Genomic DNA, 20073 nt, shown 5'->3' with positions numbered 1-20073 from the left:
GCTGCTTTTTTTTATTTCTGAATTAACTCTAGCTTTTCAGCAAAGTAATCACAAAAATCACGCATGGTTGCGCTCATTTTTTCGTCGTTTGTTGCTCTTTCAAAAGAATTTGCCATAGACACCAAGGTTTGATGAAAAAACTGCTTCATTTCATCCACAGGCATGTCTTTTGTCCATAAATCCATACGTAAGGTATCTTTTTGTTTATGATCCCAAACAGATAGCATAATTGCTTTTGATGCTTCATCTTTTATACCTCCGTCTTCTGCATTCCAAGTAATTTCTTCAGGAACTTTGTTTTCGTCTAATCCTACTTTAAATGTTATTTTTGATGTATGCTCTACCGCCATTATCTTTTTGGTTTATATCTTGAGTTTTTGAAGATTTCCTCTTCACTTGTTTGTAATAATTGATGCAAAGATACATCATTCTTTTGCATGTACGAACGTACAATTTGCCAACCAATCCACTCTCCTATTCTACCTGGTGATTGACTATCTTGTTCCATATAAAACTTAGAAAAAGGGGCTAAATCTAAAAAACGTTTATCAACATTTTTGCTTGTACTGTACAACAAATCTTTTTCTATAAAATACATCCATATTTGTTCTTCGTTACTTTTTGCCCAATCTAATTTTTCTTCCGAATATCCAATTTTTACAGCATCAGGTGTGCTAGGTAGATAAGCATCTAGTAAATACATTTTTTTTCCACGATAAATCATTTTATCAATAAAACTTCTTGCCATACTTGGTAACATTTGTTTACCAACAATGGCTTTAGCAACATCTACAACAATGTGTTCTTTGGTATTATTTTGTTTTACATAGGCTGGGTAGTCATTATAAAATTCATGTTTCTCACCTAAATAAGCATCTAAAGAAATCAACAATAAACCATCAGTATATACAATTCTATTGTTGTAATCAATATTCGTTAGCATTGTAATTACCTTTGGACTTACAAATCTTGGATTATAGTATTTTACATGCTTAAATAATGATTTTAATTGCTCTTTTTCTTCTACAACATCAGGAAAAACTTTTTGCGTCTCAACAAACAACTCCTGCTCATCTTTGTTATGAATTTTATTTATCCAAACACTATCTGGTTGTGAAGGAAAAAACATTGGATACTTTTCTTTTGTCTTAGTAAGTTCCTCTGGTTTAGTATTATAAAAATCAACATCAAAACGTTCTAAATCAACATTTACATTAATATTTGATACATCAACATCTAACTTATTACTTTCATCATTTTTACATGAAAGACTTACAAGAACTAAGACAACTAGTGCTAAAATTTTTCCCATGAACTTTAGTATATTTACATTCAAAATTACAACGTCGAAATTACTAAATTAGTTTTTATCGCTTAATGATAAACTCTTAAAATATCACAAAAATGAATACTCCTAAAGTCACTGAATATATTGTAAATTGGTTAAAAGATTATGCTACTAATGCAAAAGTAAATGGTTTTGTTGTAGGAATTTCTGGTGGAATTGATAGTGCAGTTACCTCAACATTATGTGCTAAAACTGGTTTACCTACGTTGTGTGTTGAGTTACCAATTCATCAAGCTAAAAGCCAAGTAAGTAGAGCGAATGAACACATTAAACTATTAAAAGAGCGTTTTAGTAATGTCAGTGAAGCTGAAGTAGATTTAACTTCTACTTTTGAAGATTTTAAAACTATTGTACCGCAAGTTAAACCTTCTGCTAAAGTTGACTTAGCTTTAGCCAACACTAGAGCACGTTTACGCATGACAACCTTATACTATTTTGCTGGATTACATGGTTTACTAGTTGCAGGAACTGGAAATAAAGTAGAAGATTTTGGTGTAGGTTTTTATACTAAATATGGTGATGGTGGTGTAGATCTAAGTCCAATTGCCGATTTAGTAAAGTCTGAAGTTTATGAATTAGCAACTCATTTAGATGTTCCTACTTCTATTCAAAAAGCACAACCTACTGATGGTTTATTTGGAGATAGCAGAACAGACGAAGACCAAATCGGAGCTTCTTACGATGAGTTAGAATGGGCTATGCAAATGCAAGACTCGGGAAAAACTGTGGATGATTTTTCTGGTAGAGAGTTAGAAGTGTATAAAATATACGCGCGTCTAAACCGAGTTAACCAGCATAAAATGATTCCTATACCTATATGTGAAATTCCTAAAGAATTAAAGTAAGTTAACCGACATCATTTGTCGTTTAATCCTTTGGTAAGCACTCTTTTTTTGCCCGTTAGATATATTAAAAGGTAATATAACTAGTAATCTAAGCAACTCTAGAATTTGCAGCAACTTTCTCATTTTTTCTTTGGTTTCTTGTTCTTTTCGCGAGTAAAGTTACAAAAAAAATGTTAAGCCCCTTAAAATCCTAAACATTCAGCAATTTATCAGCCTTAAATTACGCGGTTCAGTTTTTCGAAAAGACGCTTTTTCAACCCTGTATAGTTCCCTATTTCTTCTAGATTAGGTATTGTTTTTTGTTCTTGACTTTCTTGCATAATTTCTTTGATTTTTTCTTCAATTAAAACTCTACGCAAGTTTAAAATAGCATCTGTTACCAACTTCGGAAGAATTTTAACTGTTTCTGTTACAAAAACTTCCTTACGCTCCCAATCACTCAAATTATATTTTTCTTCATCCATCAAAATATTAGTTACTAAACTAGATATTTGAGGGTTTTCATGCATTACCAAATGATCTACTTTAATTTTTTCTTCTTGATTTAATTGATGAATTAATTCATAATAGGTCAATCGAAATATTTCATTGGTAAACTCTATTTCGTCTTCTTGTAAATTTAAGTATAACTCGTTTGAAACCGTATTTTGGTACTCTTCTTTTTCTAAAAAAGGACGCCCTCTTTCGTCAACTGCATCTACCCAGTTCACAAAATCAACAATTTCGTTACCATATAACAACAATATTCTAATAATTTCTTTCTCTAGAATATTTAATTGATTAATACTTTGCTGTAACTTTCCCTTACCTCCTTTTATAGCTTCCATAGAAGTTTGTTCTTGGAAATGATCTGGAGGTAGTTGATTAGGATCTTGTCCTACACTACTTTTTCTTACTGATGCCGCTCCTTTTTTTAGTAATTGTGCAAGCTCGCTAAATAGTACTCTCTCTGAAATATCCATAATACGTGCGCACTCTTGCACATACACTTCTCGTTGAATACCATCAGGAATTTTAGATATACTTGTAACAATATCTCTAATTAATCCTGCTTTTTTTACAGGATCATTCGCCGCTTCTTTCATTAATAAAGAAACTTTGAATTCAATAAAATCTTGCGATTTTTCTTCTAAATATTGTTTTAATTCAGCATTCGAATGCGCTTTGGCAAAACTGTCAGGATCTTCCCCTTCAGGAAAGGCTACTACCCTAACATTCATTCCTTGTTCAAGAATTAAATCAATTCCACGAAGTGAAGCTCTAACACCTGCTGCATCACCATCAAAAAGCACGGTTATGTTTTGTGTTAATCTATTCACCAAACGAATTTGATCCGGTGTTAATGCAGTACCTGAAGATGCTACCACGTTTTCAATACCAGATTGGTGAAACGAAATCACATCAGTATATCCTTCTACTAAAAAACAATTATCTTCTTTAGCTATTTCTTTTTTTGCTTGATATAACCCATAAAGAATTTTGCTTTTATGGTAGATATCACTCTCAGGCGAATTTAGATATTTTGCGGCTTTTTTATCGTTGGTAAGTATTCTTCCTCCAAAACCTAAAATACGTCCCGACATACTATGGATAGGAAACATCACACGCCCTTTAAATCTGTCGAACTTTCTATCTTCTGCTCCTCCTTCTTTTACAATGGTTAAACCAGTAGATTTTAGATATTTTAAATCATAACCTTTAGCCAGTGCTGCTTTGGTAAAATTGTCCCATTCGTCTTTACAGTATCCTAAATCAAACTTTTCAATAGTATCTTCTCTAAACCCTCTTTCTTTAAAATAAGACAACCCAATTGCTCTTCCATTTTGAGTATTTAACAACACATCGTGAAAGTAATCTTTGGCAAACTTAGAAACCAAAAACATGCTTTCGCGTTCATTCATCTGTTGCTTTTCCTCATCAGACTGTTCAGTTTCTTCTATTTCAATATTGTATTTTTTTGCTAACCAACGTATTGCTTCAGGGTAAGTGTAATGCTCGTGTTCCATTAAAAAAGAAATCGCATTCCCTCCTTTCCCTGTACTAAAATCTTTCCAGATTTGTTTTACCGGCGATACCATAAACGAAGGGGTACGTTCGTCAGTAAACGGACTTAACCCTTTAAAGTTACTTCCTGATTTTTTTAACTGTACGAATTCTCCTATCACTTCCTCTACTCGAGCGCTCTCAAAAACTCTATCTATGGTTTGTTGGGTTATCATATACTATACAAATACAGCAAACAAATATACTACTAGTTTTAAAAGTTATCTTACTATAACAAAACTCTAGGCAAAATTAATTTGTTAAAAACATTTAATTACATAATTTTGGCAAAAAATTCCCCTTATGATGAAAACAATTACCCCTTTTTGTTTTGCGACATTACTTGCATTTAACGTTTATTCTCAAGAAACAATTCGAATTCCTGATATTGGTTTAGAGGAATGCTTGATTAATTTAAAAATTGATTCTAACGGTTTAAACGGTAGTATAACAATTAGTGATGCAGAATATGTTACCAACTTAAATGTTAACGACCCTGTTACAAACAAAGATTTACCTAATGTATATTCAAAAATTAAAGATTTAACTGGTTTAGAGAGTTTTCCTAATTTAAAACGTTTGGATTGTTTTGGTAATGAAATTAAAAAAATTGATTTATCGCAAAGTTCCTCTATAAGTTTCTTAAACTGTAGCGAAAATAAAATTGAGCGTTTAGATGTAAGTAAAAACCATAACTTAACCTATATAAGTTGTGATTATAACAAATTAACCTCATTAGTACTTGGTAAAAACCCTAATATTCAAAGTTTATATGCTAGTTACAATCAACTTACTACGTTAGATGTTTCAAACTGTCCTAAATTAGAAAGTATGGATGTTACTGGAAACAAGATTAAAACTATTATTGTTAGCGAAGAGCAATTAGCTAACATTCCCCAAGGATGGTATAAAGACGAAAAAACTACGTATACAACAAGTAACGGTGCTGTAGCCGATAACAAAGTTACAGAAGAAATTGTTGTGGAACAGGAAAAAAAGATAGTAGAAACGACAATAGACAAGCCTAAAGAAGTTAAAAAGCCTGTACAAAAGTACGCTGAAAGCTTTATACAGTTAGTTGTTTCCGAATATGAAAAAAGTGTATTAAATGAAACATATTTAAAGCAAATAAGAGAAGATCTTATGCATAAGTACGACATTAAAGATGAAGAAATTACCAAATGGATTCAACAATACAGTAAACTACGTACAACAGAATAATAGCTTTATTTAGACAATAAAAAAGCCATCAAAGAATTAATTTTTGATGGCTTTTTTTATTTCTTCAGAATATTTAAGAAGCTGCTCTTAGTTTCTTTAATGCAGACTTCGTTAACTTAGACTCTGCATATTCTTTCGTTACCTTAAACTCTTTTTCATCAGAACTTGGCATATCGAACATTGCATCGGTTAAAATAGCTTCGCATAACGAACGTAATCCACGAGCACCCAATTTGTATTCTACCGCTTTGCTAACAATAAACTGTAATGCTTCCTCAGTCATTTCAAACATTACGTCGTCCATTGCAAACAACTTAGTATACTGTTTTATAATTGAGTTTTTAGGCTCTGTTAAAATAGCTCTAAGCGTTTTTTCATCTAACGGATTCATATAACTCAATACTGGTAAACGACCTATAATTTCTGGTATTAAACCAAACGACTTTAAATCTAAAGGCGTAATGTATTGTAATAAGTTATCGTGATCAATTTTATCTTCTTCTACTGAAGCACTATACCCTACCGCTTGCATATTTAAACGCTTACTAATGATTCTATCTATACCAGAAAAAGCTCCTCCAGCAATAAATAAAATATCTTTGGTATTTACTTCAATAAACTTTTGCTCTGGATGTTTTCTTCCTCCTTTAGGAGCCACATTTACAACTGATCCTTCTAATAACTTCAACAATGCTTGTTGCACTCCTTCTCCAGAAACATCACGTGTAATTGACGGATTATCACCTTTACGAGCAATTTTATCTATTTCATCAATAAATACAATACCTCTTTCTGCTTTTTCAACATCGTAATCAGCAGCTTGTAACAAACGGCTTAAAATACTTTCTACATCTTCTCCTACATAACCAGCTTGCGTTAACACGGTGGCATCTACAATAGAAAATGGCACGTTTAACATTCTAGCAATTGTACGAGCTACTAAGGTTTTTCCTGTTCCTGTTTCTCCTACTAAAACGATGTTTGATTTTTCAATCTCAACTTCATCTTCATCATCCCTAGTTTGTAACAATCTTTTATAGTGATTATAGACTGCTACAGACATAGCTCTTTTGGTTTGATCTTGCCCTATGATATATTCATCTAAAAAAGCTTTAATTTCTCTTGGCTTTTTTAAGGTAAGGTCTTTTGATAAATCACTTGTTTTTGCTTCAGCTATTTCCTCTTCTACAATTCCATGAGCTTGCTCAATACATTTATCACATATATGTGCATCTAAACCTGCGATTAATAAATCGGTTTCTGGTTTTTTACGCCCACAAAAGGAACATTGTAAATTTTCTTCTTTCGACATCTTATCAGCTTATTGCCAACAGCTCACTGCTATTAGCTGTTTATTATTTTCTAGTTAAAATTTCATCTACCATTCCGTAAGCTTTCGCTTCGTCGGCCTTCATCCAATAATCTCTATCAGAATCTTTGTTTACTTTTTCTACTGTTTGACCTGAGTGCTTAGCGATGATTTCGTACAACTCATCTTTTAATTTTAAAATTTCACGAGCTGTAATTTCAATATCAGATGCTTGTCCTTGTGCTCCACCTAATGGTTGGTGAATCATAATACGAGAATGTGGCAACGCTGAGCGTTTTCCTTTTTCTCCCGCACACATTAACACAGCTCCCATAGATGCTGCCATACCTGTACAAATGGTTGCTACATCAGGTTTTATAAACTGCATGGTGTCATAAATACCTAAACCAGCATATACTCCACCACCTGGCGAGTTGATATAGATTGAAATATCTTTATTAGCGTCTACACTCTCTAAGAATAATAATTGTGCTTGAATTACATTAGCTACTTGGTCATTAATTCCTGTACCTAAAAAGATAATTCTATCCATCATTAAACGAGAAAAAACGTCCATTTGAGTAATGTTCATTTGGCGCTCTTCCATAATATATGGAGTTAAACTACTTGTTATCTTTCCTAAGTAACTACTATTTATTCCGTGGTGCTTTGTTGCGTATTTTTCGAACTCTTTTCCGTAATCCATTTTTAAAATGTTTTTGGGTTATAAAGATGTAAATATAAGAACTATTTCGTTAGTATTTTGTTACAGTTAATGGCTAAAAAAACCTGAATATACATTCAGGTTTTTATTTATAACATCAGTAATTAACTGTTATTTGTATACTTCTTTAATGAAATCTTCGTAAGAAACTTCTTTAGTATCAAAGCTCATGTTTTCTTTATAAAAAGCTAATAATTTTTGGCTTATTAATTGAGATTGTAATTTTTGAGCTTCATCTTGGTTTTGTAAGATTCTTCCAGCGATATCATCTAACTCTTTTTCCTCTGGGTTCATGTTTCCGAACTGAGCCATTTGAGTTCTAATAAATCCTTTTGCATAGTCTACTAACTCTGCATAGTCTAATTTGATATCGTTATCCTTCATAACCTTTCCTTCGATTAATTGGTAACGTAATCCTTTTTCAGACTTATTATATTCTTCAACAGCTTCTTCAAAAGTTAATTCTTTTTCTCCAGCAGTTTGTAACCACTTTTGTAAGAATTCAGCAGGTAAATCAAATTTTGTGTTATCAACTAAGTTCTCAGTAATTGCGTTTAACAATTGTTGATCTGCTTGTTGTTGGAATTGCTTTTCTGCATCTTCTTTAATTTTTTCTTTTAATTCAGTTACAGTTTTTACACTTCCGTCAGAAAATAATTTATCAAATAACTCTTGATCTAATTCTGCTGGTTCTATTTCAGTAATTTCTTCAATAGTAAATGTTACAGGAATGTCTAAGTCGTGAACCTCATCGTGAGATACTCCTATAGCTCCTTGTAACTTGTGCTCATCTTCGAATAAGTTTTTAGTTTTTAATTCTAAAACATCTCCTACTTTAGCACCTACAAACTTTTTTAAGTTTGTTTTTCCTTTAATATCTTTTACAGAAATTGTAGATTTTTTGTTGATTTCTTTCTCTTCGCTTACGAAAGTACCTGTTACATTAGTTTCTTCGGCAGCTTCGTCTTTAGTAGACATTTTACCGTAACGAGATTGAATGTTTTCAATTTCTTTCTCGATTAACTCGTCAGTAGCAACAATGTTATATTGAGTTACTTTATTTTTTGGCTTTAAGTTTACTTCAAACTCAGGCGCTAATCCTAATTCAAACTCAAAAGAGAATTTATCAGCATCCCAATTGAAATCTTCTTGTACTCTTGGTAACGGATTACCTAAAATATCTAATTTCTCTTCAACTAAGAATTTGTTTAACGATTCTTGTAAAAGCTTATTTACCTCATCAATCATTATTGATTTTCCGTATTGTTTCTTTACCATTCCCATTGGTACATTACCTTTTCTAAACCCTGGAATGTTTGCTGTTTTACGGTAATCGTTTAATACCTTTGTTACTTTATCTTGATAATCTTCTGCAACAATATCAACTTTTACAACTGCATTTAATGCGTCTACGTTTTCTTTTGTTATATTCATCTTAAAAATCTGTTTCTTAAAAAATCGGGTGCAAAATTACTACTTTATTTATTGATAACCAAGACTTTTAGCTACAAGAATGTTATCTTTTTTACTTCCCTTATTTTCTAGTTTTTAATATTTTAGGTTACTTATTCGTCTCCTTCTTTTAATAGTGAAAACATTATTGATCTGAAAATTGACAGCAATACACTGAACAAGAGCGCTGTGAAAAATCCGCTAACTGCAAATCCTGACACTAATTTATCTGCCAATAATATAATTACTGCATTAATCACAAATAAGAATAACCCTAGTGTAACGATGGTTGCTGGTAGTGTAAAAAACACTAGCAACGGACGTACAAATAGGTTTAACAAAGCAATTACTACCGCTACAATTACTGCGGTTGTATAACTTGCTACCGCTACCCCTGGTAAAATATTTGCCAAAACAATTACTGCCAATGCAGTTAATAATACTTTTAAAAATGTTTTCATTTTTCTTTTTTATTTAATTGGTTATGAATTATAAATTTACTCTTTTTCACTGAAACTAGTAATTCGTAACACTTCATATACTTTACCACAACCATACCAAAAACAGAAACCTGCTGTTTTGGCAGGTTTAAAAACTTTGTTTTAGTTTTTGAGTGTTTTCTTTTAATTTAGCTAAACTTAAGCCCATCTTATTTAAATGAATAAAAAACACGTTGCAGAAAAATTCCTGGTTTTTGGAATAATGAATTTAATTTGCGGAATCTATTTTTTTGCTCCTACTTTATTTACTTTAAAAAGCTCTCTTGTTATTGAGAGCGGTGACATTAACAATGTCGAAACCTTTTATCATAGGGTATCATCATCTAGAGGTCACAAAAGCACCAAATCTGAATTAAAAATAACTCTCAAAAATAATTTTAAAACTTATTATCTTATGGAAAACATAGGTCAAGAGAGAGATAATAAAATTTTTGAAGATATAAAAAGACAATTAATAGCAACCAAGAAAGCTAAAATCCGGATAAAAAAAACTGATCAAAACAAATATAAACCAGAAGTCTTTGGTATATCTGACGATAAGGATAAAGTTTTATTTAGTTTTCACCAAGCAAAAAGTCGCTCAATAATTGGTTTTTTAATTACATTTTTAGCTGGAGTTTTTGGAATAGGATTTTTTCTATTCCACAGGCACAAGATTAAAACACAACACCTTAATAACATAAAAATTGATTATACAAACTTTTAAATGCTCAAAAAGCACCTAGAATCATATAACATTCTCACCAAAGAAGAAATAGACAACTTTGTAAGTTTAGTTAGGTATAAAAAACTTAACAAAGGAGATTTTTTTATTCAAGAAGGAAACACTTGTAAAGAAGTTGCTTTTATTAGTTCGGGTATTTTTAGATCGTTTTACCATTCCTCAGATGAAAAAGAAGCTACCTATTGTTTTTTATCAGAAAATTCATTTGTTACCGCTTACTCATCATTTATTTCTCAAACAAAAACCAACGAAAACATTCAAGCGTTAACCGATGTTGAACTATACAGCATTACCAAAGAACAACTTGTATCACTAGAAAACTCAAGCACCAATTGGTTACGTCTTTTTAAAATATTTGCAGAACAAGAATATATAAATCTTGAAAATAGGGTTTTTGTGTTACAAAATGAAAGTGCTGAAAACCGTTATAAAAAACTACTAGAAACACATCCTAACTATTTACAAACAATCCCACTACAATATCTTGCTTCTTATTTAGGCATTACGCAACGACATTTGAGCCGAATTAGAAAATCAGTTTTTTATTAGACAATTGTCCTTTTTAGGCTTGTAAAACCGCCCGTACTTTGCTTCATAATCTTAACTATATTATGAAGAATATTTTATTAATAAACGGACATCCTGATAAAGAAAGTTTTAACCATGCACTAGCAGCTTCCTACAAAAAAGGTGCTTTGGAAACTAACGCTACAATTGAAGAAATTACCATAACTGACTTAAACTTTAACCCAATTCTTAAGTATGGTTACCGAAAAAGAACCGAGCTTGAACCAGATTTAGTAGAGTCTTTGGCTAAAATTAAAAAAGCGGATCATATTGTTTGGATCTTTCCTGTTTGGTGGGCAGGCTACCCTGCAATGATGAAAGGTTTTATCGACAGAGCTTTTTTACCAGGCATCACTTTTCAACCTGTTAAAGGGAAACCATTTCCTGAAAAACTTTTAAAAGGCAAAACCTCTCGACTCATCATAACTTCTGACACTCCTAGTTGGTATGATTACTTTTTCTTAAAAAGGCCTGCTATTCGACAGTTTAAAATAGCTACATTGGAATTTTGCGGTATTAAACCTGTTAAAACTACGTTCTTATCAGTAATGAAAGATTCAACCCTTAAACAAAGAAATTTGTGGCTAAATAAAGTGTACACATTAGGCAAGAACCTACAATAACAAACTCTACTCTACAAGCTAAAGAATGTTTTTGGCTTGTAGAGATTCAAAGCCTTCTTCTTTTTGAATAACTTTGCTAGAACTTCAATTAAAAGCATAAAATGAATACTAGCAACATTATAACATCTGTAAAAGTCACCGATTTTAACCAAAAAGAAGTTGATTTACTTGAAAAGTATGCTAACAAAATTCTATTGCTTTTATTTTACAACAATGCTTGTTTAGGCTGTACAGGTAGAGCTATTCCTCTTGCTTATAAATTTAAGCAAACCTATAAGAATATTGAGGTTATTGGTATTCATAGTAATTTTAACACCAACACTGTTTCTAAGGAAGACATTCTAAGTATTTTTACCGTTAACGAGCTTCCATTTCCTATTTATATAGATAACGACCACAAAATGTATGATTTTTTTAATTCAGAAGGAACACCACTATGGATATTATTAACTCCTGATGGTGAAGTGTTTCGTTCTATTTTTGGCTCTCAATATAACGCACAAAACAGGCTGTACTATGCTTTAGAGAGTTTAACCAGAAATGTAGGTTAGGTTTTAGAGTAAAATATTTTGCAATTATTTTTTCAAAACTTCTGATACTTGCGTTGCTATTGCCTCTTTTACTTCTTCATCTTCTAACAACAAGTGTATTAAGTTATCTTTTACCTTGCCTTTTATGTCTAATAAATTGTATTTGGAAGCTGGCTCGTTGGCATTTGTTACACTATTGTTTGTTAAAAGCATTTTTCCTTTACCTGTTAGCAACCATGTTGGATTAATTTCTGGAAAAGAATGTAGAATTTTGTTTAACACATTACTTTTAAATGACGACTTTCTTCTTATTGCTGTACCAACTGAATTGTTAGACACATCAATAACCTCCTCAAAAGACCTAATATTAAGCCTTTTATAACTAATCACTTCTTCTACTCGTTTATATGTTTCATCTACAAAATCGCTCATTGAAAAATAACTTTTTTCTAAATTTTATTTAATTTTGTTTTCGTGTTTAGATTTTTGTTTGTATTTTTACTTCGTAATAAGTACACGATACGTACAAATATAAATTAAAAAGTGCTATCACCTTCTAAAAAACAACTTGAGTTTTTATGATAACTGCTACACAACGAAAAGAATTAGAAAAAATTAAACCACCAAAATACCGCGAGAAGGTAAAAAACTACCTGAGTAAAAATGGTCATGATTTTTCTTTAGAAACTATACAAAAAGTATATTCGGGTAAGAGAAAAAATTTAACTATTGAAGAAGCTATTGTAGTAGTTTTTTATAATCACTTAAAAGATCAACAAACAACTGATAGTAATATAACTAATTTGATAAATAAAATAAACAGAGATTTCCCTTAATAATTTTTTGTTTTTCGCCGGGGGGCGAGTATTTTAAGCGAGGGACTAGGGATTAACAAATTCCTCCTCGCTTTTAACTTATTTTACTTTAGAAAAACTATAGCTTCTTCATAGAAATCCTTTGGATTTTCAGCATGTAGCCAGTGCCCAGCATTGGCTATAGTTTTTACCACAGCTTTTGGAAAGTGCGCTTGAATTAATGGCTCATCTTCTTTTGAGATATAGCCTGAATTTGCTCCGCGTAAAAACAACGTTTCACCTTCAAAAACTGTAAAAGACGGCAATGCTACCCCTACTTCACTATTATTTTCTGTTAACGATTTTAAGTTGAACCGAAATGCCAATTCGTCTTTTGTTTTTCTATAAACGTTTTTTGCTAAAAATTGACGTATCCCTTTTTCTGGAATTAGCTCAGCCAGTTTTTCATCGACTAACTTACGTGACGTTTGCACCGAAAAATCTACAGAGCTCAACGCTGCTAAAATTTCGTGATGATGGGGTGGATACATTCTTGGAGAAATATCAGCTACAATTAATTTGTTTACCAATTCAGGGTACTCAGTTGCAAACAACATTGCTGTTTTTCCTCCCATGGAATGTCCTAACAAATCAACTTTTTCAAGATTATGGTGTTGAATATAATTATACAAATCTCCAACCAACAGCTCGTAATCAAAAGCATCTGCATGAAAGCTTCGTCCGTGATTACGTTGATCTATTAAATGCACTTCAAAACCATCTTCAGCAATTTTATTAGCATGCGATTTCCAGTTATCACCCATACCAAAATACCCATGTAAAATAAGTAACGGCTGTCCTTCTCCAGTTATTTTTGAATGTAGTACTTCCTCCATAATTATTGTAAACGATGTAAATACATATTCACAACATTTTCTAAGCCCAAATACAAACTTTCTGATATTAACGCATGCCCTATTGACACTTCAGCCAAATGAGGAATGTTTTGTTTAAAAAATTGAATATTATCTAAACTTAAATCATGACCAGCGTTAACTCCTAAACCAACTTCATTTGCTAAAACAGCAGCCTCTACGTACGGCTTTACTGCTTCTTTGTTCCCTTTTTCGTACTGCGTAGCAAACTCCTCAGTATACAACTCAACTCGGTCAGCTCCTGTTTTTGCAGCAGCTTCTATCAGCTTTAAATCAGTATCAATAAAAATTGACGTTCTAATTCCTGCATTTTTAAATTCAGCAATCACTTCTTGCAAATACGACTGGTGTGTTATGGTATCCCAACCTGCATTTGAAGTAAGCTGATCTACACTATCAGGAACCAATGTTACTTGCGTTGGCTTAATTTCTAACACCATTTGTTTAAACTTATCAATAGGGTTACCTTCAATATTGTATTCAGTCGTTACAATAGATTTTAAATCATAAGCATCTTGGTAACGAATATGACGTTCATCTGGTCTTGGATGGATGGTAATTCCTTCCGCTCCAAAATCTTGTATATCGGTTGCTACTTTTAGTAAATTAGGCACGTTTCCACCTCTAGAATTACGAAGTGTAGCTATTTTATTAATATTAACACTTAACTTTGTCATGTTGTAAAATTAGACTACAAAGGTAACGCATTCCAACATTTTAAACTATATTCGTAGTAATGAAAATCAACGATTTTATATTAAAAGAAATTAAAGCTCTCACGCTAAACAGCACTGTAAAAAGTGCCCAAAAGCTGTGTAACGATTTGCCTATAACTCATATTCCTATTGTTGAAAACAACAGATTAGTAGGTTGTTTACCTGAAAGTGATATTCAGACTATTGAAAACAAAAAACGTATACTTAGAGAGTACTCTTACTTATTAGATCATTTTTACACAAATGAAAATGCTACACTACTCGATTTAATTGCCTTATTTGCTGATAACGACTCAAATTTAATTCCTGTTATCGATAAAAACCTACATTATGTAGGCTATTATGAATTGAGTGATATTTTAGACGCTTTTGCTAATAGTCCTTTTTTACATAATGAAAGTGATACTTTAATTATTGACAAGAATAAAACAGATTATTCTATGGGGCAAGTAGCGCAAATAGTTGAGGCTAGTAATGGCAAATTACTAGGCGCATATATTTCTTCTGAAAACATAAATAGCGTTGAGGTTACACTCAAAATTGTTTCTGAAGAAATAAATGAAATCATTCAAACATTTCGTAGATACGGTTACAACGTTATTACGCAACATGAAGATGATTTTTATTTAGAAGAACTTAAAGATAGAGCCGCCTATTTAAGGAAGTACTTAGATATGTAATTTTTTCAATAACCAAACAAACATTTCAAAAGTGAAAAAAGTCGCTATTTACGGACAAGCTTATACTACACTAGCAGAAAGAGAAGTAAAAATTCTTTTAACTGTTTTAGAAAAAAATAATATTGTTGTTTTTTTTGAACAACAATTCTATAATTTATTTGTTGAAAATAATTCATTAAATAAAAAATACCCTACCTACGCACATTTTAATGATTTATCAGACACCTTTGATGTGATGTTTACCATAGGTGGAGATGGTACTATTTTAAGAGCTGTGACCTATATTCGAAATTTAGATATTCCTATAATGGGAATAAACACTGGACGCTTAGGTTTTTTAGCTACAATTCAAAAAGATCAAATTGAAGAGGCAATTAATTTAATGTTAAAAAAAGAATATACACTTCAAGAACGATCTTTATTACAAATAAAAACATCTCCTGCTACAGAAGGTTTTTCTGAACTTAACTTTGCACTTAATGAAGTTACCATTGCCCGAAGGAATACAACCTCTATGATTGGCATTAAAACCTCATTAAATACCGAATATTTAACTAATTATTGGGCTGATGGGCTAATTATAGCAACACCAACGGGATCTACAGGGTATTCACTTAGTTGTGACGGCCCCGTAATTTTACCAGATTCAAAGAGTTTTGTTATTACTCCTATTGCACCACACAATTTAAATGCACGGCCAATGGTAATTCCTGATGATACAAATATTCTTTTGGAAGTTAGTGCTAGAGAAAAAGATTTTTTAATATCTCTAGACTCACGTATTACCACTGTTCCCTTAGGAACTGAGATCAAAATACAGAAAGCGCCATTTACCATAAAAAGTATTTTACCCAAAAATCAATCTTATTTAAATACCTTGCGAGGAAAACTTTTATGGGGAGAAGATATACGAAATGAATCGTTATAATGATAGTAATTACAATAAAACCGTAAAAAAAAAGTTAATCAAAAAGACGGATTATTAACTTTTTAAAGCAAATTCAATTCCCTATATTTGCACGCTATTTTACAATGAGAGGACTTATTTTATTAATATTATTGGCTTGTGTAGTAACACCATTACAATCACAAACACACGAAATTGGTTTCTTTGCCGGTGGCTCTAACTATGTTGGTGACATAGGTAGCACAAACTACATATATCCTAACGAGTTTTCAGGTGGGCTTGTATATAAATACAACCTAAATCCTAGAATTGCTTTAAGAGGAACTTACACATATATACCTGTATCTGGTAATGACAGAGATGCTGATAATACTTTTCGTCAAAACAGAGGAACAAGCTTTTCTAACACCATACATGAATTTGCTGCTGGGGTAGAATTTAATTTCTTTGATTATAATATTAATAATTACAGCACTACATTTACGCCTTATATTTTAGCTGAAGTTGCCGCTTTTAATTACAAAAGCCCTGAACCAACCTCTTCTAGTAATACAATACTTTTAAAAAACAAATTTTCTTATACCATACCCGTAGGTATAGGACTTAAAGGAAGATTAGCAGATAATTTAGCTATTGCATTTGAAACAGGTGTGCGATTTACATTTGTTGACGATATAGACTTTACAACAGACAAAATAAACTCATTAGACTTTGGAGGTAACGGAAACGACTGGTATGTATTCTCAGGGGTTTCCATTGTGTATACCTTTGGAAGACCACCTTGTTTTGGTGGAATAGCAGAATAAACTATGGAAGAAAAACTACAGCGCATTGATTTACAAAACGTACCAAACCACATTGCTATTATTATGGATGGTAATGGTAGATGGGCAAAAGGTAAAGGAATGCAGCGTGTTTTTGGGCATAGAAATGCTTTAACAGCCATAAGAGAAACAGCAGACACAGCTTCTGAACTAGGCGTAAAATTTTTAACCTTATATGCTTTTTCTACCGAAAACTGGAACCGTCCAAAGTTAGAAGTAGATGCTTTAATGAGCTTACTAGTAACCACCCTTAAAAAAGAACTCCCCGAATTTCAACGTAAAAATGTAAAGGTCAATGCTATTGGTAACTTAGTAAATTTGCCAAGTAATGCCCAAAAAGTGTTGAACAAAGTTATTGATGCAACTAAAAACAACACTAAAATCACTTTAACCTTTGCTTTAAGCTACGGTTCAAGAGAAGAAATTGTTAATGCAATCAAAAACATTTCAAAAAAAGTTGTTAATAACGAGATAGAAATTGAAAAAATTAACGAGAAAATTATAAATAATCATTTATATACGTTTAATTTGCCCGACGTTGATTTAATGATACGTACAAGTGGGGAACAAAGAATAAGCAATTATTTACTTTGGCAAATGGCATATGCTGAGTTGTATTTTACAGATGTATTATGGCCTGACTACAGAAAAGAACATCTTTACGATGCAATAATTGATTATCAAAACAGAGAAAGAAGATTTGGAAAAACCAGCGAACAGATTGAAACCAATGAATAAATATTCGTATTTACTAGTATTTTTTATCACCTTATTTACGGTGAGTACTCAAGCACAAGACACAACTCCTAAAGACAGTACTGTCACAAATATTATTTCCTACGAAAAAGGAAAAGAATACTTTCTTGGAGGTATAACTGTAACTGGCTTACAAAAATTTAGCGAACAAACGGTAAGAATATATACTGGTTTAGTTGATGGACAACCAATTAAGTTACCTGGAGACAAACTTACAAGTGCTATTAAAAAACTATACGAAAGTAAACAGTTTAGTGAAGTAGATGTATATTTATCTAAACGTGATGGTGAAACTGTATACCTACAATTTGATGTAACTGAATTACCTCAATTAACTAATGTTACTATTTCTGGAGTAAAAAAATCACAAATTAAAGAGATAAAAAAAGAAACTGAATTAAAAAAAGGGGCCATGGTTACAGACAACCTTATTGTAACTACACGTAACTTTATTAAAAAGAAATATACTGATAAAGGTTTCTTAAAAACAAAAGTAACATTAGACACAAAAAAAGACACTACTGATGTTAATACCGTTAGTATGGCTATTTTTATTGACAGAGGTAATCGTATAAAAATTAAAGACATTAACTTTACCGGTAACAAAGCTATGTCTGATGCTTCTTTACGAGGTGCCATGAAAAACACTAAGCGTAAGGTTTTTGGTCGTTTTTGGAAGGCTTCAAAGTATATTCTAGATGATTATAAAGAGGACTTAAAAAGTATTCTTGAAAAATATAGCGAAAACGGATACCGTGATGCTAGAATTTTATCTGACAATGTTGTTTGGAATGATGACAACACCATAAACCTTGAAATAGAGGTTGAAGAAGGTCGTCAATACCGTTTTGATGAAATAGTTTTTATTGGAAACAAAGAATATACAGATGAATTCTTAAGTAACATCTTACGAATTGACAAAGGAGATATTTATAACGGAAAAGTTTTAAAAGAAAGAATTTCTGGTGATGGTACTCCTAACTCTCAAGACATTCAAACATTATATCATAATAATGGTTTCTTATTTTCTCAAATAAATGCTGTAGAAACAAAAGTAAAAAATGACTCTATTACTGTTGAAGTTCGTATCAGAGAAGATGAACCTGCAACTATAAAGAAAGTTACAGTTAGTGGAAACGACAAAACAAACGACCATGTAATCTATAGAGAATTACGTGTTAAGCCTGGAGATTTATTTAGTCGTCAAAACATTATTCGATCTATTCGTGAAATAGGACAATTAGGTTTCTTTGATACCAATGTAACTCCTGATGTTAAGCCTAATTATCAAAATAAAACAGCAGATATTGATTTTTCTGTTGTTGAAAAAGGAGGAAGTCAAATTGAACTACAAGGTGGTTATGGTGGAGGTTCTTTCATTGGTACTCTAGGTTTATCTTTTAATAATTTCTCTGTTAGAAATATTTTCAACAAAGAAGCCTACAAACCACTTCCTATGGGAGACGGACAAAAGCTATCTCTGCGTTTACAAGCCAGTAGAACATATAACACTTATAGTTTCTCTTTTACAGAACCATGGTTAGGAGGTAAAACACCACAATCACTATCTTTCTCTGTATACTTATCAAATCAGTATCGTTTTGATTACACAACCTACAAGGTAAATAAAAAAGAGAGCTTAAGTATTATTGGTGCCTCTATTGGACTAGGAAAGCGTTTAAAGTGGCCTGATGACTACTTTACACTTTCTCAAAACATAAGTTATCAAAGAATTGAACTACAAAATTATGGATACCGAGTAGGTTCTTCTAATAATATTCTTAGTCAAGGAGATTTAAACAACTTAGCTTATACATTTGCGTTAAGTCGTAACTCTGCTGGTCCTAGTTTAATTTTCCCTACGTACGGTTCTGAGTTTACAATAAAAGCTAAAGCTACTTTCCCTTATTCACTAGTTAACGGAAAAGATTATACAGAACCCACAAATCCAACACCCGATGAGCGTCAAGCTTACTTAGCTGATAAGTACAAATGGCTAGAATATTACAAAATCTCTGCAAAAGGTAAATGGTACACATCTCTAGCTAATAAATTAGTATTAATGTCTAATTTTGAGATGGGTTACTTAGGTTCTTATAATGATGAATTAGGGTTAACTCCTGTTGAAAGGTATTTTGTTGGAGGAGATGGTATTGCTCAAGGACAATTAGATGGACGTGAAACAATAGGTTTGAGAGGTTATGAGAATAATCGTATTTCTTCTCTTGATGGTGGGGCTATTTACAACAAATTTCAATTAGAACTACGTTACTCCATTACAGATAAACCATCTGCATCTATTTACACAGTAGGGTTTTTAGAGGCAGGTAACTCTTATGACAATTTTAGCGAGTTTAATCCGTTTAAATTAAAACGTTCAGCTGGAGTAGGTGTTCGTATATTTATGCCTGCATTTGGATTATTAGGTATCGATTTCGCACATGGTTTCGATTCCTTACCAGGTTTAACTGAAAAATCAGGTTGGCAAACGCATTTTATAATTGGAAGACAGTTCTAAAATCATGCATTTATAATGCGTCTAGGTTTTGGCACGGTTTTTTCTAAACACATTATA

Annotated in this window: 22 protein-coding genes; 12 read left to right on the top strand and 10 right to left on the bottom strand. The window is 31.9% G+C overall.

Annotated elements, in window-relative coordinates; all coding sequences use genetic code 11:
* Positions 1-11 precede the first annotated feature (11 nt).
* Positions 12-350, bottom strand: coding sequence for a gliding motility protein GldC (gldC, locus tag C7448_RS04215; RefSeq protein ID WP_115900080.1), 339 nt, complete (start codon positions 348-350; stop codon positions 12-14).
* The gene (gene gldB, locus C7448_RS04210; protein ID WP_115900079.1) at positions 350-1312 is read right to left on the bottom strand and encodes a gliding motility lipoprotein GldB; all 963 of its coding nucleotides are present in this window, start codon (positions 1310-1312) and stop codon (positions 350-352) included. Before gldB ends, gldC begins: the two co-directional genes overlap by 1 nt.
* A gap of 92 nt (positions 1313-1404) precedes the next feature.
* On the opposite strand from gldB, the gene nadE reads away from it, so the two are divergent.
* Positions 1405-2193 (top strand): NAD(+) synthase, encoded by a 789-nt coding sequence (gene nadE / locus C7448_RS04205; protein ID WP_115900078.1) that lies wholly within the window; start codon positions 1405-1407, stop codon positions 2191-2193.
* Between the two features lie 215 nt (positions 2194-2408).
* Here the strand turns inward: nadE and dnaG are convergent, their stop codons facing one another.
* Complete coding sequence (dnaG, locus tag C7448_RS04200) at positions 2409-4412, bottom strand: DNA primase (protein WP_115900077.1); 2004 nt, start codon at positions 4410-4412, stop codon at positions 2409-2411.
* Positions 4413-4539: 127 nt separating this feature from the next.
* On the opposite strand from dnaG, the gene C7448_RS04195 reads away from it, so the two are divergent.
* Positions 4540-5457, top strand: a complete 918-nt coding sequence (locus C7448_RS04195; RefSeq protein ID WP_147300494.1) for a leucine-rich repeat domain-containing protein — start codon at positions 4540-4542, stop codon at positions 5455-5457.
* A gap of 73 nt (positions 5458-5530) precedes the next feature.
* Here the strand turns inward: C7448_RS04195 and clpX are convergent, their stop codons facing one another.
* The 4 genes from clpX to C7448_RS04175 form a co-directional block, all read right to left on the bottom strand.
* Positions 5531-6769, bottom strand: a complete 1239-nt coding sequence (gene clpX / locus C7448_RS04190) for an ATP-dependent Clp protease ATP-binding subunit ClpX (RefSeq protein WP_115900075.1) — start codon at positions 6767-6769, stop codon at positions 5531-5533.
* 43 nt (positions 6770-6812) lie between these two features.
* Positions 6813-7472 (bottom strand): ATP-dependent Clp endopeptidase proteolytic subunit ClpP, encoded by a 660-nt coding sequence (clpP, locus tag C7448_RS04185; RefSeq protein ID WP_115900074.1) that lies wholly within the window; start codon positions 7470-7472, stop codon positions 6813-6815.
* A gap of 129 nt (positions 7473-7601) precedes the next feature.
* Positions 7602-8924: a trigger factor gene (gene tig / locus C7448_RS04180; RefSeq protein ID WP_115900073.1), complete on the bottom strand. Its 1323-nt coding sequence runs from the start codon at positions 8922-8924 to the stop codon at positions 7602-7604.
* 131 nt (positions 8925-9055) lie between these two features.
* Positions 9056-9403, bottom strand: coding sequence for a phage holin family protein (locus tag C7448_RS04175; protein ID WP_115900072.1), 348 nt, complete (start codon positions 9401-9403; stop codon positions 9056-9058).
* A 196-nt stretch (positions 9404-9599) separates the two neighbouring features.
* On the opposite strand from C7448_RS04175, the gene C7448_RS04170 reads away from it, so the two are divergent.
* From C7448_RS04170 to C7448_RS04155, 4 genes are all read left to right on the top strand, one after another.
* Positions 9600-10148, top strand: coding sequence for a hypothetical protein (locus tag C7448_RS04170; protein ID WP_115900071.1), 549 nt, complete (start codon positions 9600-9602; stop codon positions 10146-10148).
* Entirely contained in the window at positions 10149-10715 is a 567-nt protein-coding gene (locus C7448_RS04165) for a Crp/Fnr family transcriptional regulator (protein ID WP_115900070.1), read from the top strand.
* Positions 10716-10777: 62 nt separating this feature from the next.
* Positions 10778-11356, top strand: a complete 579-nt coding sequence (locus tag C7448_RS04160) for an NAD(P)H-dependent oxidoreductase (protein WP_115900069.1) — start codon at positions 10778-10780, stop codon at positions 11354-11356.
* Between the two features lie 101 nt (positions 11357-11457).
* The gene (locus tag C7448_RS04155; protein ID WP_115900068.1) at positions 11458-11907 is read left to right on the top strand and encodes a TlpA family protein disulfide reductase; all 450 of its coding nucleotides are present in this window, start codon (positions 11458-11460) and stop codon (positions 11905-11907) included.
* Positions 11908-11931: 24 nt separating this feature from the next.
* On the opposite strand, the gene C7448_RS04150 is transcribed toward C7448_RS04155, so the two are convergent.
* Entirely contained in the window at positions 11932-12318 is a 387-nt protein-coding gene (locus C7448_RS04150) for a hypothetical protein (RefSeq protein ID WP_115900067.1), read from the bottom strand.
* A gap of 146 nt (positions 12319-12464) precedes the next feature.
* On the opposite strand from C7448_RS04150, the gene C7448_RS04145 reads away from it, so the two are divergent.
* Positions 12465-12722 (top strand): hypothetical protein, encoded by a 258-nt coding sequence (locus C7448_RS04145; protein WP_115900066.1) that lies wholly within the window; start codon positions 12465-12467, stop codon positions 12720-12722.
* 83 nt (positions 12723-12805) lie between these two features.
* Here C7448_RS04145 and C7448_RS04140 read toward each other — a convergent pair whose 3' ends face one another.
* Together C7448_RS04140 and C7448_RS04135 are read right to left on the bottom strand one after the other, a co-directional pair.
* On the bottom strand, positions 12806-13576 hold the full coding sequence (locus tag C7448_RS04140) for an alpha/beta fold hydrolase (protein ID WP_115900065.1): 771 nt from the start codon (positions 13574-13576) through the stop codon (positions 12806-12808).
* Positions 13577-13578: 2 nt separating this feature from the next.
* Entirely contained in the window at positions 13579-14292 is a 714-nt protein-coding gene (locus tag C7448_RS04135) for a pyridoxine 5'-phosphate synthase (RefSeq protein WP_115900064.1), read from the bottom strand.
* 59 nt (positions 14293-14351) lie between these two features.
* On the opposite strand from C7448_RS04135, the gene C7448_RS04130 reads away from it, so the two are divergent.
* From C7448_RS04130 to bamA, 5 genes are all read left to right on the top strand, one after another.
* Positions 14352-15011 carry a CBS domain-containing protein gene (locus C7448_RS04130; protein ID WP_115900063.1) on the top strand — a complete coding sequence of 220 codons (660 nt, stop codon included), beginning with the start codon at positions 14352-14354 and terminating at the stop codon, positions 15009-15011.
* 31 nt (positions 15012-15042) lie between these two features.
* Positions 15043-15939: an NAD kinase gene (locus tag C7448_RS04125; RefSeq protein ID WP_115900062.1), complete on the top strand. Its 897-nt coding sequence runs from the start codon at positions 15043-15045 to the stop codon at positions 15937-15939.
* Positions 15940-16043: 104 nt separating this feature from the next.
* Complete coding sequence (gene porG / locus C7448_RS04120; protein WP_115900061.1) at positions 16044-16724, top strand: type IX secretion system protein PorG; 681 nt, start codon at positions 16044-16046, stop codon at positions 16722-16724.
* 3 nt (positions 16725-16727) lie between these two features.
* Positions 16728-17480, top strand: coding sequence for an isoprenyl transferase (locus tag C7448_RS04115; protein ID WP_115900060.1), 753 nt, complete (start codon positions 16728-16730; stop codon positions 17478-17480).
* Complete coding sequence (bamA, locus tag C7448_RS04110) at positions 17473-20016, top strand: outer membrane protein assembly factor BamA (RefSeq protein WP_115900059.1); 2544 nt, start codon at positions 17473-17475, stop codon at positions 20014-20016. The genes C7448_RS04115 and bamA overlap by 8 nt, the downstream gene beginning before the upstream one ends.
* The last annotated feature ends 57 nt before the right edge of the window (positions 20017-20073 follow it).

The organism is Tenacibaculum gallaicum (assembly GCF_003387615.1).
Classification (GTDB): Bacteria; Bacteroidota; Bacteroidia; order Flavobacteriales; family Flavobacteriaceae; genus Polaribacter; species Polaribacter gallaicus.
Note: the sequence above shows the minus strand (reverse complement) of the source record. Positions and strands in the feature narration are given on the sequence as shown.

Bases quoted from the DNA above. Each gene is read 5' to 3' on its own strand.
- C7448_RS04115 (WP_115900060.1), top strand. From the start codon at position 16,728: ATGGAAGAAAAACTACAGCGCATTGATTTACAAAACGTACCAAACCAC.
- clpX (WP_115900075.1), bottom strand. From the start codon at position 6,769: ATGTCGAAAGAAGAAAATTTACAATGTTCCTTTTGTGGGCGTAAAAAA.
- clpP (WP_115900074.1), bottom strand. From the start codon at position 7,472: ATGGATTACGGAAAAGAGTTCGAAAAATACGCAACAAAGCACCACGGA.
- gldC (WP_115900080.1), bottom strand. From the start codon at position 350: ATGGCGGTAGAGCATACATCAAAAATAACATTTAAAGTAGGATTAGAC.
- C7448_RS04140 (WP_115900065.1), bottom strand. From the start codon at position 13,576: ATGGAGGAAGTACTACATTCAAAAATAACTGGAGAAGGACAGCCGTTA.
- porG (WP_115900061.1), top strand. From the start codon at position 16,044: ATGAGAGGACTTATTTTATTAATATTATTGGCTTGTGTAGTAACACCA.
- C7448_RS04135 (WP_115900064.1), bottom strand. From the start codon at position 14,292: ATGACAAAGTTAAGTGTTAATATTAATAAAATAGCTACACTTCGTAAT.
- tig (WP_115900073.1), bottom strand. From the start codon at position 8,924: ATGAATATAACAAAAGAAAACGTAGACGCATTAAATGCAGTTGTAAAA.
- C7448_RS04155 (WP_115900068.1), top strand. From the start codon at position 11,458: ATGAATACTAGCAACATTATAACATCTGTAAAAGTCACCGATTTTAAC.
- C7448_RS04130 (WP_115900063.1), top strand. From the start codon at position 14,352: ATGAAAATCAACGATTTTATATTAAAAGAAATTAAAGCTCTCACGCTA.
- dnaG (WP_115900077.1), bottom strand. From the start codon at position 4,412: ATGATAACCCAACAAACCATAGATAGAGTTTTTGAGAGCGCTCGAGTA.
- C7448_RS04170 (WP_115900071.1), top strand. From the start codon at position 9,600: ATGAATAAAAAACACGTTGCAGAAAAATTCCTGGTTTTTGGAATAATG.
- C7448_RS04160 (WP_115900069.1), top strand. From the start codon at position 10,778: ATGAAGAATATTTTATTAATAAACGGACATCCTGATAAAGAAAGTTTT.
- C7448_RS04165 (WP_115900070.1), top strand. From the start codon at position 10,149: ATGCTCAAAAAGCACCTAGAATCATATAACATTCTCACCAAAGAAGAA.
- nadE (WP_115900078.1), top strand. From the start codon at position 1,405: ATGAATACTCCTAAAGTCACTGAATATATTGTAAATTGGTTAAAAGAT.
- bamA (WP_115900059.1), top strand. From the start codon at position 17,473: ATGAATAAATATTCGTATTTACTAGTATTTTTTATCACCTTATTTACG.
- C7448_RS04150 (WP_115900067.1), bottom strand. From the start codon at position 12,318: ATGAGCGATTTTGTAGATGAAACATATAAACGAGTAGAAGAAGTGATT.
- gldB (WP_115900079.1), bottom strand. From the start codon at position 1,312: ATGGGAAAAATTTTAGCACTAGTTGTCTTAGTTCTTGTAAGTCTTTCA.
- C7448_RS04145 (WP_115900066.1), top strand. From the start codon at position 12,465: ATGATAACTGCTACACAACGAAAAGAATTAGAAAAAATTAAACCACCA.
- C7448_RS04175 (WP_115900072.1), bottom strand. From the start codon at position 9,403: ATGAAAACATTTTTAAAAGTATTATTAACTGCATTGGCAGTAATTGTT.
- C7448_RS04195 (WP_147300494.1), top strand. From the start codon at position 4,540: ATGATGAAAACAATTACCCCTTTTTGTTTTGCGACATTACTTGCATTT.